This window comes from Winogradskyella forsetii, from assembly GCF_013394595.1.
Taxonomy (GTDB): domain Bacteria; phylum Bacteroidota; class Bacteroidia; order Flavobacteriales; family Flavobacteriaceae; genus Winogradskyella; species Winogradskyella forsetii.
The window spans coordinates 4198549-4212481 of record NZ_CP053348.1 but is presented as its reverse complement, the minus strand read 5'-3'; the positions used below and the strand labels follow the sequence as shown (position 1 = coordinate 4212481).

At 34.5% G+C, this 13933-nt stretch carries 15 protein-coding genes; 12 read left to right on the top strand and 3 right to left on the bottom strand.

All coding sequences use genetic code 11. From position 1 onward, the window contains the following. Together HM987_RS18050 and HM987_RS19755 are read right to left on the bottom strand one after the other, a co-directional pair. Positions 1-780 (bottom strand): polysaccharide biosynthesis/export family protein, encoded by a 780-nt coding sequence (locus HM987_RS18050; protein WP_179009397.1) that lies wholly within the window; start codon positions 778-780, stop codon positions 1-3. A 307-nt stretch (positions 781-1087) separates the two neighbouring features. Further along, a complete protein-coding gene (locus tag HM987_RS19755; RefSeq protein ID WP_179009396.1) occupies positions 1088-1207 on the bottom strand; it encodes a hypothetical protein in 120 nt (39 codons plus the stop codon). A gap of 736 nt (positions 1208-1943) precedes the next feature. Here HM987_RS19755 and HM987_RS18040 point away from each other — a divergent pair. Then, positions 1944-2147, top strand: coding sequence for a PID-CTERM protein-sorting domain-containing protein (locus HM987_RS18040; RefSeq protein WP_179009395.1), 204 nt, complete (start codon positions 1944-1946; stop codon positions 2145-2147). Here HM987_RS18040 and HM987_RS18035 read toward each other — a convergent pair. Further along, positions 2144-2734 (bottom strand): riboflavin synthase, encoded by a 591-nt coding sequence (locus HM987_RS18035; RefSeq protein ID WP_179010148.1) that lies wholly within the window; start codon positions 2732-2734, stop codon positions 2144-2146. The two genes, HM987_RS18040 and HM987_RS18035, sit on opposite strands and share 4 nt — an antisense overlap. 248 nt (positions 2735-2982) lie before the next feature. Here HM987_RS18035 and pdxA point away from each other — a divergent pair, with 248 nt between their 5' ends. From pdxA to HM987_RS17980, 11 genes are all read left to right on the top strand, one after another. After that, positions 2983-4020, top strand: coding sequence for a 4-hydroxythreonine-4-phosphate dehydrogenase PdxA (gene pdxA / locus HM987_RS18030; RefSeq protein ID WP_179009394.1), 1038 nt, complete (start codon positions 2983-2985; stop codon positions 4018-4020). A 323-nt stretch (positions 4021-4343) separates the two neighbouring features. Beyond that, on the top strand, positions 4344-4883 hold the full coding sequence (locus tag HM987_RS18025; RefSeq protein ID WP_179009393.1) for a YceD family protein: 540 nt from the start codon (positions 4344-4346) through the stop codon (positions 4881-4883). Positions 4884-4891: 8 nt separating this feature from the next. Continuing rightward, positions 4892-5095, top strand: coding sequence for a 50S ribosomal protein L32 (gene rpmF / locus HM987_RS18020; protein ID WP_115815437.1), 204 nt, complete (start codon positions 4892-4894; stop codon positions 5093-5095). A gap of 177 nt (positions 5096-5272) precedes the next feature. Then, complete coding sequence (locus tag HM987_RS18015; protein WP_179009392.1) at positions 5273-6268, top strand: beta-ketoacyl-ACP synthase III; 996 nt, start codon at positions 5273-5275, stop codon at positions 6266-6268. A 32-nt stretch (positions 6269-6300) separates the two neighbouring features. Further along, complete coding sequence (gene accB, locus HM987_RS18010; RefSeq protein ID WP_179009391.1) at positions 6301-6789, top strand: acetyl-CoA carboxylase biotin carboxyl carrier protein; 489 nt, start codon at positions 6301-6303, stop codon at positions 6787-6789. Positions 6790-6864: 75 nt separating this feature from the next. After that, positions 6865-8217, top strand: a complete 1353-nt coding sequence (accC, locus tag HM987_RS18005) for an acetyl-CoA carboxylase biotin carboxylase subunit (RefSeq protein WP_179009390.1) — start codon at positions 6865-6867, stop codon at positions 8215-8217. A gap of 141 nt (positions 8218-8358) precedes the next feature. Continuing rightward, a complete protein-coding gene (locus tag HM987_RS18000) occupies positions 8359-11046 on the top strand; it encodes a zinc-dependent metalloprotease (protein WP_179009389.1) in 2688 nt (895 codons plus the stop codon). 52 nt (positions 11047-11098) lie between these two features. Next, positions 11099-12214 (top strand): NAD(P)/FAD-dependent oxidoreductase, encoded by a 1116-nt coding sequence (locus tag HM987_RS17995; RefSeq protein WP_179009388.1) that lies wholly within the window; start codon positions 11099-11101, stop codon positions 12212-12214. Then, positions 12214-12900 carry a monofunctional biosynthetic peptidoglycan transglycosylase gene (gene mtgA / locus HM987_RS17990; protein ID WP_179009387.1) on the top strand — a complete coding sequence of 229 codons (687 nt, stop codon included), beginning with the start codon at positions 12214-12216 and terminating at the stop codon, positions 12898-12900. The genes HM987_RS17995 and mtgA overlap by 1 nt, the downstream gene beginning before the upstream one ends. After that, the gene (locus tag HM987_RS17985) at positions 12897-13346 is read left to right on the top strand and encodes a 3-oxoacyl-ACP synthase (protein ID WP_179009386.1); all 450 of its coding nucleotides are present in this window, start codon (positions 12897-12899) and stop codon (positions 13344-13346) included. The genes mtgA and HM987_RS17985 overlap by 4 nt, the downstream gene beginning before the upstream one ends. A gap of 64 nt (positions 13347-13410) precedes the next feature. Further along, positions 13411-13929 carry a YceI family protein gene (locus HM987_RS17980; protein WP_179009385.1) on the top strand — a complete coding sequence of 173 codons (519 nt, stop codon included), beginning with the start codon at positions 13411-13413 and terminating at the stop codon, positions 13927-13929. Positions 13930-13933: the final 4 nt, after the last annotated feature.

The window sequence follows — 13933 nt, the reverse complement described above, 5'->3', positions numbered from 1 at the left end:
TTACCTAATGATAATAGCAGCGATAGAAATTAGAACAGATACAATCGATACAATAATATAAGAGTTTGGTCCTACAGAAGAGGAGTTAACTCTGGTTTTATTCGATTCTACGTAGATAACATCATTTTGAGCCAGAAAGTAATTAGGAGAATTAAATAATGCTCTATCGGTAAGGTCAATAGTTGTCAAAGTTCGTTTTCCGTTTTGCTCACGAATTAAGGTCACCGATTTGCGCTCTCCATAAATGGTTAAGTCTCCCGCCAGTGCTATTGCTTCAATTATAGTAATCCTTTCATTTGTTATGGTATACGTACCTGGCGAACGCACTTCACCTAAAACAGAGATTTTAAAATTTACAAACCGTATATTAATAATAGGATTATTTAAATACGGTCGTAGTTTTTTGTTTAGCTCTGCTGTAACTTGTTGAATAGTCAGGCCTGCCACTTTAATTTCTCCAAGCGAAGGAAAATTAATTTCACCACTTGCATTAACCAAATAGGGCAAAGGTCTAGCAACACCATTACCTTGACTTTCGTATAGGTTATAGGGAAGAGCCGCTTCTGGTTCTGCAGATGATACGTTGATATTTATAATATCTCCAAATTGAATTGTTGGCTCATAATTGGTAAAATTTTCATTTATTTCTACGCCTTCTTTTTTCTGAAAATAATCTATTTTTTTAGAGGATGCACACCCCATTAATGATGTGACGAGAATAAGAATTATAAATTTTTTTGTTGATTTGCCTTCAACTATTTTCGTTAGATTAAAATTCATTGTTTAGATTAATTTGAAGTAATTGCTTTCCTAATTTTTAAACATTAAAAAAAAGCTACTTATTACATTTGTTTTTCAGGTTTAAAGCTTATTAAACTTACCGCTTTTTAAAATTGACAAATAGACCATAAAATTAAACTATTTTCTCACAAACTCTGTTAAAAAAACCTCGTATAATATAGCGAATTCGCTCAATATCTATTAATTAACTATACAAAAACCATACAGTTTAATTTTTAGCTTAAAAACAGAATTTTGTTGCCATTTATAAGCGCTTTGGTCTTTAAGGTTAAATAGGTGTTCGGATTTAAATAAAATGCTTCGATTTTGTACATTCTGAAAACAATATATCTAAAACAGATAAATGTTTGAAGAAGGTTTCTCCTGTTTGATTGTATTTAATACAGTCATAAATTATGACATTCAATTTTATCGTTTTCCAAATAGTCTTTAGAGCCTTTATTTGCTATCAGGGTTTTGAACTTAGTTTTTTTTGCCTTGAACTTTCAAGTTTGAGGCTCTTATTAAAGTTGTTTTTATTTCTGGAAATTGTTGATATTTTGTAATTAATTCAATATTAAAATCCGCAATCGTATCCCAGTCATTTTCAGGTTCTTATTGAAATATACAAGGCGAAAATAAAACTCCAACATTTTAAAATAATATTTTGGTTTCGCTCGAAAACTATGGAGTTGAAAGCAAAAATTATAAATGCATTGATGAATCAAACACCTAAGTTGAACCAATTTAATTGTAAAAAAATGATAAATATTTTAGAAGGAATAATAAAACTGTTTATCTGTGAAATAATCAGTTAAATACGAATTTAAAAGCTTTTTAAAATTATACTAATAATCTTTTTAAGGGTGTAATGTTATTTTCGGCTTTGGTTATTTTCAACGTATTATAAAAATGACCGCTAAGTTTATTAGGATAATTGTAAAAAAATCGCTCATCAGAATTTTTAGTTACTTGATTCGGATGGTATAATGGTAATAAATATTATATTTGCGGCTATGTGAGGTTAAAAATGTAGCTATCTTCCCTAATTTGAGTTCATTTTTAGCGTTTCGTCGGAAAAATTTACCGTTTAAGGATGTTTTTTAATGAAATAAATTTTGATAGCTCAGTTTTTTTTTTACTTTTACACCTTATTTAGCAGAATGCAGAACAAGTATATATTAGCCTCAATATTAGTTTTTTTAGTAGGTTTCGGATCTATGGCTCAAGGAGGTACACCTCCTCCACCAATGCCTCCTCCACCTCCTGGACTTCCAATTGATGGTGGAATTATTGCATTATTTGCTATTGCCTTGACTTACGGTATTTATAAAACCTTCAAATTATCCTCTAAAAATGGGTCTTAATTTCTAAGTTCATTAAGTCGTTTTACGTATTTTCCGATCACATCGAATTCTAAATTTACTAAATCCCCTATTTTTAAATTCTTAAAAGTAGTATGATTATAAGTGTATGGTATTATGGCTACGGAAAAACTGTTCAATTCAGAATTAACAACCGTTAAACTCACGCCGTTTACAGTGATTGAGCCTTTTTCTATGGTCACATTATTCAGGTCTTTATCGTATTCAAAACTAAAAACCCAGCTACCATCTTTTTCAGAAATAGCCGTACAGTAGGCCGTCTGGTCCACATGACCTTGAACAATATGGCCATCTAATCGATCGCCGAGTTTCATGGCACGCTCAATATTTACAGGATGATTCTCTTTAAGTAAACCAAGATTGGTTTTATCTAAAGTTTCCTGTATGGCAGTAACGGTATAGTTATCACCTTCAATATTAATCACTGTCAAACAGACGCCGTTATGCGCTACACTTTGGTCTATTTTTAATTCATTTGTAATAGACGTTTTAACCGTAATATGAAGATTACCACCTTCTTTTACCAATTTGTTAATCGTACCCAGATCTTCAATTATACCAGTAAACATAAACTGTACTTTATTTAGTGAACTCAAATTAAGCTTTGTAACTTTGCATAGAGATTTGAAAGTGCAGGAAAACAATAAATTTTCTGGTAGTTTCTTATCCTAATTAATTTCACAAAGCTTATTTTGGGTTAAATTTGTGGTCGCAAAGTTAAACCCAAATTATGGAATATAACTTCGTTAAGCGAATAGAAATAATACGAACGTTTATTTCTGTTTGCATATCATTACAAATAAGATAATAAAAATTTATGAAGCAAAAATCGGTTATTGTCGGAATATCAGTTGGAGACCTTAATGGAATTGGGCCAGAAATTATCATTAAAGCTTATGAGGATCCAAGGTCCTTAGAATTGAGCACACCAGTGATTTTTGCCTCTGATAAGACCATGCTGTTTTTTAAGAACCATTTTAAAAGTAAAATCAACTTTTTTAATATTGAGTCCGCCGAAAAAGCTGCTCTTGGAAAAGTTAACGTGGTGAATGTTTGGAATGAACCCGTAAATATAGATTTTGGAAAAGAGGATAAAAAAATGGGTGAGTATGCCATAAAATCCCTTGAAGCGGCAACCAATGCCTTGAAAGAAGGAACTATTGACGTTTTGGTAACAGCTCCAATTAATAAGCACAATATTCAATCGGACACCTTTAATTTCCCTGGTCATACCGATTTTTTAGCGAAAGCATTAAATGGTAAAAGTCTAATGTTTATGGTCTCAGACGAATTGCGTGTAGGACTTTTAACTGATCACGTTCCTTTGAAAGATGCTAGTCAAACCATAACTGAAGACCTTATAAAAGAAAAACTGGCAACAGTTATAAAATCCCTAAAACAAGATTTTGGAATTAGAAAACCGAAAGTTGCTGTACTAGCTATTAATCCGCACGCAGGTGATAATGGTGTAATTGGCAATGAAGATGATACCATTTTGAAACCGACATTGGAAAAAATAAAATCTGATGGCGATCTGGTGTACGGACCTTATTCTGCGGATAGTTTTTTTGGATCTAACACTTACAAAAATTTTGATGCGATTATCGCATCATATCACGATCAAGGTTTAATTCCGTTTAAAACCATAGCTTTCGGTCAAGGGGTGAATTACACGGCTGGTCTAGATAAAGTAAGAACATCGCCAGACCATGGCACGGCGTACGAAATTGCAGGAAAAGGAATCGCTGACGAAAGCTCAATGAAACAAGCTATTGTTATGGCAATAAAAATTTTTAATCATAGAAAGCTACATACACATTATAGCCAGAACCCTTTAAAAAAGACCTCTAGATAATTTAAATCTGAGTTCATGTAATATTTGATTCCAGTTTGAATGAATTTTTATTCAATTCGAAACTATAATTTAGAGGGACTAACGAGTTAATTTGAGAAATTATAATGAGCATTTCAGAAAAATTCTTCAAATCCTAATGGAAACCCGAATAAAAGCAATCGTTTTTGCATAAAACCGTCAATTTTCAGGCTTCAAATATTCCCTTTTTTTAAGGTTCTGGAAGTAAATCTTACAGGAACTCAAGTTATAAACAAAATTTGTTGATATCTAGGCTTTAAGTAAGGAAAAATTTATATATTTGCACGCTCAAAATGAATGTGATAATGAAGGCATTAAAATCTTATACAATTCCTTTCGTAGGACTAAAAATAGGAGAGCACCATTTTGATTTTCAGATTGACAATACGTTCTTTGAGCATTTTGAATATGATGAATTTAATGCAGTTGATATAAATATTGACTTGAAATTCGAAAAAAAGTCAACACTTTTAGAGTTGCATTTTTCGGCAGAAGGTTTGGTAAACATCGATTGTGACATTACTAACGAACCTTATGACCAGTCCATCAGCGACAGTTTTAAGTTGGTTGTTAAATTTGGAAACGAGTATAATGACGATAATGAAGATATTTTGATTGTACCACATGGCGAATATGAAATTAATGTGGCACAATATATATATGAACTTATTGTTTTAGCCGTTCCTGTCAAGCGTGTTCATCCTGGTATTGAAGACGGTACATTACAGTCCGATATACTTTCAAAATTAGAAGAACTTAGTCCAAACGAGGACATCAAAACAAAATCATCAGAGGATATTGATCCTCGTTGGAATAATTTAAAAAAACTATTAACGGATAAATAACATTTAAAATGGCACATCCAAAGCGTAAAATTTCGAAAACAAGAAGAGATAAAAGAAGAACACATTACAAAGCTTCTGTACCTCAAATAGCAACTTGCCCAACAACTGGTGAGCCACACTTATACCATAGAGCTCATTGGCACGAAGGTAAATTATATTACAGAGGTCAAGTTCTTATTGACAATTCTGTAGAAGAAGAAAACGCAGCATAAGTATTATGCATGCATACAAGAAAACGCTCCTTAGTGAGCGTTTTTTTTGTTATTATTTTTTCAATAGCGCAAAAACCACTTACTTTGCGTAATAATTTGCCAAAAAATGCGAAAAATTGAATAAAACGGATCCGTTTTTGTCATTTTTCCATACTTTTAATTATCAAAATCCTAATAATGAGTAAAATCACAGCGGCAATTACAGCTGTCGGAGGCTACGTACCAGACTATGTTTTAACCAATAAGGTTCTTGAAACTATGGTTGAGACTAATGACGAGTGGATTACCACAAGAACAGGTATTAAGGAACGTAGAATTCTTAAGGAAGACGGAAAGGGAACATCGTTTTTAGCCATTAAAGCTGCCGAAGATTTAATTCAGAAAAAGGGATTGGATCCAAAAGAAATAGATTTGGTAATTGTTTGTACGGCAACTCCAGATATGAAAGCGGCTGCAACGGCATCATATACCGCAACACAAATTGGAGCAGTCAATGCCTTTGCTTACGATTTGGAAGCCGCCTGTTCTAGCTTTCTATTCGGTATGTCCACAGCATCAGCCTATATTGAATCTGGTCGTTACAAAAAAATTCTATTAATAGGTGCAGATAAAAATTCATCTTTTATTAATTATAAAGATAGAGCTACTTGTATCATTTTTGGTGATGGCGCGGGTGCCGTGCTTTTTGAACCGAATGAAGAAGGTTTGGGTCTGCAAGATGAATTGTTGAAAAGTAATGGCGAAGGTCGTGAATTTTTACAAGCGACTTATGGAGGTTCTTCATACCCTATAAATGAAGATACATTTAAGGAAGGAAAACACTATATTTTTCAAGATGGGAAAACGGTATTTAAAAATGCGGTTTTTAATATGGCGGATGTGTCAGAAAGGATAATGAAAAGAAATGATCTTACCAATGACGACATTGCCTGGCTAGTGGCACATCAAGCTAATAAGCGAATTATTGATGCAACGGCGAACAGAATTAATTTAGAAGACGAGAAAGTAATGATGAATATTCAGAGGTACGGAAACACCACTTCTGCAACGCTTCCATTATTATTGTTTGATTACGAATCGCAGCTTAAAAAAGGCGATAAATTAATATTCGCTGCCTTTGGTGGCGGATTTACTTGGGGCTCCATTTATTTCAAATGGGCCTATAATTCCTAACAATTACACTAACTAACAAATATCTAAATATTATGGATTTAAAAGAAATTCAGAACTTAATAAAATTTGTAGCTAAATCGGGCGCAAGTGAGGTTAAGTTGGAAATGGATGACATTAAAATTACCATTAGAACAGGTTCAGAAAACGACACAACCATTGTGCAACAAGTACCGATGCAAGCGGCTCCTGTTATGCAACAACAGGCGCCTGCACAACAAGCGGCACCAGTGCACGAAGCACCTTCTGGAACTGCAGCACCTGCGGCGACAGAAGATTCTAAATACATTACTATAAAATCACCAATAATTGGTACTTTTTACCGCAAGCCATCTCCAGACAAACCTGTTTTTGTAGAAGTGGGTACTGAAATTAAAGAAGGCGACGTACTTTGCGTTATTGAAGCCATGAAATTATTTAATGAAATTGAATCTGAGATTTCTGGCAAAATCGTAAAAGTACTCGTGGATGATTCATCTCCAGTAGAGTTCGATCAACCCTTATTCTTGGTAGATCCGTCATAACCCGATTTAAAATTCCAAAGTATAATTCCCAAGTTGTTGGAATTTGGAATTTGAAATTTTAAATACTTATAAGTTATGTTCAAAAAAATATTAATTGCCAATAGAGGAGAAATAGCACTCCGTGTTATTAGAACCTGCAAAGAGATGGGCATACAAACTGTGGCTGTATATTCTACTGCAGATGCAGAAAGTCTTCATGTGAAATTTGCAGACGAAGCTGTTTGTATCGGTCCACCACCTAGTAGCGAATCCTACTTAAAAATATCCAATATTATAGCAGCTGCAGAAATTACAAATGCAGATGCCATCCATCCTGGTTATGGATTTTTATCTGAGAACGCAAAATTCTCTAAAATTTGTGAAGAACACGGTATAAAATTCATTGGTGCTTCTGAAGAAATGATTGATAAAATGGGAGACAAGGCAAATGCCAAAGCGACCATGAAAGCTGCTGGCGTACCTTGTGTGCCTGGAAGTGAAGGCGTTATCAAGGATTTTGAAGACTGTAAGAAAGTTGCTAAAGAAACCGGTTATCCAGTGATGCTTAAAGCGTCTGCTGGAGGAGGTGGTAAAGGAATGCGTGCCGTTTGGAAACCAGAAGATCTTCAAAACGCATGGGAATCTGCACGTTCAGAATCTAAAGCCGCATTTGGAAATGATGATATGTATATGGAGAAGCTCATTGAAGAACCTCGACATATTGAAATACAAATTGTGGGTGACTCTCGTGGAAAAGCATGCCATTTGTCAGAAAGAGATTGCTCTATACAAAGACGCCATCAAAAATTAACAGAAGAAGTGCCTTCCCCATTTATGACCGATAAATTGAGAGCTCAAATGGGCAAAGCTGCTGTAAAAGCTGCCGAATTTATTAAATATGAAGGGGCAGGAACCGTTGAGTTCTTAGTGGATAAGCATAGAAATTTCTACTTTATGGAAATGAATACACGTATTCAAGTAGAACACCCAATCACAGAACAAGTAATTGATTTCGATTTAATTCGTGAACAGATTTTAGTTGCTGCAGGTGTACCAATTTCCGGTAAAAATTATACACCAAACTTGCACTCCATAGAGTGTAGAATTAATGCCGAAGATCCGTTCAATGATTTTAGACCTTCACCAGGTAAAATCACCACACTTCACGCACCAGGAGGACATGGTGTAAGGTTAGATACACACGTTTATGCAGGTTATAGCATTCCTCCAAACTATGATTCCATGATCGCAAAGTTAATTACAACAGCTCAAACCAGAGAAGAAGCTATTAATAAAATGAAGCGTGCTTTGGATGAGTTTGTAATAGAAGGCATAAAAACTACGATTCCTTTTCACAGGCAATTAATGGACCATCCAGACTATTTAGCAGGTAATTATACGACTAAATTTATGGAAGACTTTAAAATCCAAAAGGAGGTTGAAGAATAATTAAAAAACCCAAACTTTTTCAGTTTGGGTTTTTTACTTTAATCGTTGTAATAAAAATTAAATTCTGAAAGAGAACTTTCCCTTTTTTTAATTTATAGAATAAAAATATTAACTTTAAGGATTGTACAAAAACTACTAACTATGAATAAAAAATACATTATAAAAATCGCAACAATTATTGTTGCATTTTATTCTTTAACTGCTAGTTCCCAAGATTCAAATAACATTTGGAACCGTATTAGCGAATTAAAGGCAAAACAATCGAAACAAATTTCTAGAAAAATAGAACTTAAGAAAGAGACATTCTTTCAACTAAATCTAGAAAAGCTTAAAAATACCTTACACAATGTTGGGAATAGTGAGCACAAGGGACATACAATTATTTCTTTTCCTAATGCTGATGGTAAATTAAATAGATTTAAAATATTCGAATCATCTATTATGGAACCAGAACTGCAAGCTCAATTTCCTGATATGAGAACTTATGCAGGTCAAGGAATCGATAATCCTACTGAAATAGTAAGGTTTAGCATCACACCTAAAGGTTTTCATGCTATGTTTTTAGGAACATCTAATGGAACGCAATTCATTGACCCATTTACTGAACAAGGAAATATTTATACAGTTTATGCTAAGAAAAATTTAGAAGCGAGAAATTTTGATTTTGAATGCAGTGTTATTGATGATTCTCTTTTAGATAGAACTTACGAAGAAGCATCAAATATGGCAAGAAATGCCAATGATGGGATGCTAAGGAATTATCGTCTAGCAGTTGCTTGTACAGGGGAATATGCCACATTTCATGGTGGAACAGTAACAGGCGCGATGGCTGCAATTACCACAACTATCAATAGAGTTAACAGTATTTTTCAAAGAGATTTATCCATAAAATTGACATTGGTAGCCAATAATGATATCCTTATTTATACTAATGCTGCGACTGACCCTTTTACTAATGATGAAGAAGCTTTACTGATAGATGAAAGCCAAAGCGAGATAAACGCCTCTATTGGTTCAGCAAACTATGATATTGGTCATACATTTAGTACTGGAGCTGGTGGTTTGGCAGGTTTGGGTGTTACTTGTAATAATAGTAATAAGGCTAAAGGCGTAACAGGAATTTCACAACCCATCGGTGACGCTTTTGATATAGACTTTGTAGCTCATGAGCTGGGACATCAATTTGGTGCTCCACACACATTTAACGGAACGGTTGGTAGCTGTTCAGGCGCAAATAGATCTGCAGGGAATGCCTATGAGCCGGGAAGTGGTTCAACCATAATGGCCTATGCTGGAATTTGCGGTTCTGATAATGTACAAATAGGCAGTGATGCTTATTTTCATCAGAATAGCCTCAACCGTATTTGGAACCATGTTTTAAGTACAGGGTCTTGTCCTGTAAATAGAACTTCAACAGGAAATACAGAGCCAGTAGCAGATGCAGGACTTAACTACATTATACCTCAAGGCACTCCATATAAATTAGATGGAAGTGGTTCTTCTGATGTGGACGGTTTAGCTTCTTTAACCTACACTTGGGAACAATATGACTTAGGTCCAGCAGGAGTGCCTACAGAAACAACGGGAACTGGCCCATTGGTTAGGTCGTTTGAAGGCACATCCAATCCAATAAGATATGTTCCTAGACTTATCGATTTAGTTGCTAATGGAGGTATGTCAACCACATGGGAAAAATTAGCCACGGTCAATAGAAGTATTAACTTTCAACTAACCGTAAGGGACAACGATCCTATTGGAGGCCAAACAGACTCTGACCAAATGACCGCAACCGTAACGAATTCAGCAGGACCTTTTACAGTTACTTCCCAAAATGTAAGTGGAGTATCTTGGGATGTGGGTTCTACACAAACCATAACATGGGATGTTGCTGGCACAACGGCTAATGGTGTAAACGAAGCTAATGTTAACATTCTCTTATCGACAAATGGTGGAGTTACTTTTGATACCGTTTTAGTATCTAATACGCCAAATGATGGATCTCAAAATATTACGGCACCAAATGTAGCCTCTTCAAATTGTCGAATTATGGTTGAAGCGGCTAACGGTATATTTTTTAATGTTAATAGTAGCAAATTTACGGTTGGAGATGTTCCTTGTACCGTTTACGATTCTGGAGCCATATCAGTTTCTGTACCGGATGGAACAGCTCCTAATACGCCAGGATCTGCCGTAGGTAGTACAATTAATGTTCCAGATTCAGGCTCTATTTTAGACTTAAGGGTTTCTGTGGATATAACACACACGTATACTGGTGATTTACTGTTACAGTTACAGCATCCTAACGGGACTGATTTCGTTAACTTATGGAATAGATCATGTAATACAGCTGCATTTGCTAATATTGATATTACATTTAAAGATGGAGAACCAGAAATTAATTGTGCCAGCCCAACTGTTGGTCTCGCAAATCCACAAAATCCGCTAAGTGTTTTCAATAATTTAGAAATGAATGGCGATTGGACACTTGTTTTGGTTGATTTTTATAATGGTGATACAGGTGTTTTAAATAATTGGTCTTTAGAATTCTGTGGTGAGTCATTAGGTGTTGGTGAAAACGAACTAGACAAACTAAGTATCTACCCAAACCCAAATAACGGTGAGTTTAATATTGCCTTCAATCCAAGATCTGGTGAAGAAATTACTATTGGAGTTTATGATATCAGAGGACGCTCAATCTATAACAAAGTTTATAGTAGTGCGAGTAGATTTGAAGAAGTCATTCAACTTAATAATGCACAATCTGGAGTTTATATGTTAACTATTTCAGATGGAGCAGAAAAAGTGACAAAAAAAATAGTAGTAGAATAAGAATTTTAGTGATACTTTAAAAGCTCCTAATTTTAGGAGCTTTTTTTATACTATGAATTTATCGTATTGGGAAATAAAAACGTGGTTAACTAACATTGATTTTACAATTGTTGGTAGTGGTATTGTGGGTCTTAATTGTGCTTTGCAATTAAAAAAGCGTTTCCCAAAAGCTAAAATTTTAATTCTTGAAAAGGGAATGCTTCCACAAGGTGCCAGTACAAAAAATGCTGGTTTTGCTTGCTTTGGAAGTTTAAGTGAGATTATAGATGATTTAAAAAAGCACTCGGAAGACGCCGTCTTAGAATTGATTAAAAAACGCATCAATGGTCTTCAGCTACTTCGAGAAACATTAGGAGATAATGCCCTAGATTATCAAAATTTTGGTGGTTATGAATTGTTCTTAGAGTCTGACGACACGCTTTATAATTCATGTTTAAGCAATAAAGACGATATCAATCAACTATTATATTCCATTTTTAATACAGAAGTATTTTCTTTTAAAGTGAATAATTTTGGTTTCAAAAACATAAAACCAAATTACTGTTATAACCCGTTTGAAGGACAGATTGATACTGGCAAAATGATGAATGCATTATTGGATAAGGTTCAATCCTTAGGCATAAAAATCCTGAATAACACTAAGGTTGAAGAGTTGTCGGAAGATTCAAATGCGGTAAAACTTAAAACCAATCATTTCGATTTTACAACGAAAAAATTATGTATCGCAACAAACGGATTTGCCAAACAACTCAACATTCCGGAAGTAAAACCAGCCAGAGCCCAAGTTTTAATTACAAAACCGATAGATAATTTGCATATTAAAGGCACATTTCATCTTGACGAAGGGTATTATTACTTCAGGAATATTGATAATAGAATACTACTTGGTGGCGGACGAAACTTAGATTTTCAAACTGAAGAAACTACGGAATTCGGTCAAACAGAAATCATACAAAATAAGCTCGAAGATTTACTTAAAACCATTATTTTGCCAAATACGAGTTTTGAAATAGACCAGCGGTGGAGCGGCATAATGGGCGTTGGTAAACAGAAGAATGCGGTTGTAAAACAACTATCAAAAAATGTGTTTTGCGGTGTACGATTAGGTGGAATGGGAATTGCAATTGGGAGTTTAATAGGTAAGGAACTAGCAGATTTAGTAGAATAATGATGAAAAGGGTATTTCGTTTTTTAGGAAAATTAGTGCTTTGGTTTATCGTCTTGTCGGTCGGTTTAGTGGTATTATATAAGTTCGTTCCTGTGCCAGCAACGCCTTTAATGGTGATTCGTTATTTTGAAAGTACTAATGAGAACAAAATATGGAAACACGAATGGGTTTCCATGGAAAAGATATCAAAGAATATCCAGCTCGCCGCTATCTGTAGTGAAGACCAAAAGTTTATGGCGCACAATGATTTTGATATTGAAGCCATTGAGAAAGCCTACGAACACAACAAAAAAGGCAAACGAATTAGAGGTGGAAGCACTATTAGTCAACAAACCGCAAAAAATGTCTTTCTATGGCCAAAACGTAATTGGTTGCGTAAGGGCTTAGAAACGTATTTCACATTTTTAATTGAGACTATTTGGAGCAAAGAGCGCATTCTCGAAGTCTATTTAAACAGTATTGAAATGGGAAACGGTATCTATGGTGCAGAAGCTGCCGCACAATATTGGTTTAAAAAATCTGCTGCAAACCTAAATGCAAACGAATCTGCAGCCATTGTAGCTGTTTTGCCAAATCCAAGAAATTACAGGGCAAATCCTGCGTCAGCATATATTCAAAGACGACAACAATGGATTGTAAAGCAGATGCGATATTATGGTGAGTTTAATTTGAATACTGAAAAATGACTATAAAAGAAAAGCTATATAATCGATGCTTAGAATTTATTGATGAACGATTAACAACTGTAAATCATACCATTTCAGACATTCAAAACGCCTTACAATCCGAGACTAAAAGCAGTGCTGGAGATAAGCACGAAACAGGTCGAGCGATGCTACAATTAGAACGAGAAAAAGCAGGTCACCAATTGGCAGAAATTCAAAAACAGCAGCAAGTCCTTCAAAAAATAAATGTGGAATCTAAACATCAAAAAGTGACATTAGGTGCTGTGGTAAAAACAACTGAGGCTAATTATTTTATTGCTATAAGTGCTGGTAAAATTGAGGTAGAAACCGATTCTTATTTTGCTATTTCTGCAGCAACACCAATAGCACAATTATTAGTATCTAAACGTATTAACGATACTGTTCGATTTAGGGAAACCGAATTCAAAATTGTAGAAATACTTTAGAAAAACGTTAAACCTATTTCATTTTTCTCATTTCTAGCTTAACTTCACAAAACAATTATAGGTTATGAGAACTGGTTTACTTTCATTTTTTATCCTTTGCTTTTCAATCTCTGCATTTGCTCAGAATGCATCTAGCATTGATTTTAAGATTAGAAACTTTGGTATCAATGTGGATGGGCACTTTAATACATTTTCTGTCACAGCTGAATTTGATGAGGCCAACTCTGAATTAGAAAGTCTTTCCGGAACCATAAAGGTATCTTCTATCAAAACAGGTATAGATAAGCGAGACGAACACTTGAAAGAAGAAGAGTATTTTCATGTTAATAACCATAAACAAATTACGCTGAAGAGTGAATCGGTCAGTAAAGTTTCTGAAAATCAGTATAAGGTAAAAGCAAATCTTACTATTAAAGGAATTACCAAGGAGATCAATATTAAAGTGAATGTCGCTGAGGTTGATAATAGTTATAAAATAAGCTCGAATTTTGAGTTAGACCGCAGAGATTTTAAAGTTGGAGGCAGCAGCTTCGTCATGAGCGATACAGTAAAAATAAGTGTTGTTCATTTTCAGGAATTTTAAACCA